Raw genomic sequence first — 237 nt, forward strand, 5'->3', positions numbered from 1 at the left:
TGGCGCGCGGTGACGTGATGACCCGTGACATCACCCTGGGCGCGATCCGCCGGGCCCTGCTCGAACTGATCATCCACTTTCCGGTTTACCGCACCTACATCGCGGCGCCGGGCAGGCGCGAGGCGGACGAGCCATTCTTCCAGCAGGCGCTGGAAGGCGCGAAGACCACCTTGAGCGAAGCTGACTGGCCGCTGCTCGAGCATCTGCAGCGTTGGCTCGGCGGTGAAAGCCTGCGCC

At 67.1% G+C, this 237-nt stretch carries 1 protein-coding gene; it reads left to right on the top strand.

Going from position 1 to position 237, the window contains the following annotated elements; all coding sequences use genetic code 11:
• Positions 1–17: 17 nt before the first annotated feature.
• Positions 18–237: hypothetical protein (locus tag V6767_RS22750; protein WP_448475517.1), on the top strand; the 220-nt coding region annotated here is incomplete at its 3' end.

The sequence above is a fragment of the Martelella sp. FLE1502 genome (assembly GCF_053484255.1).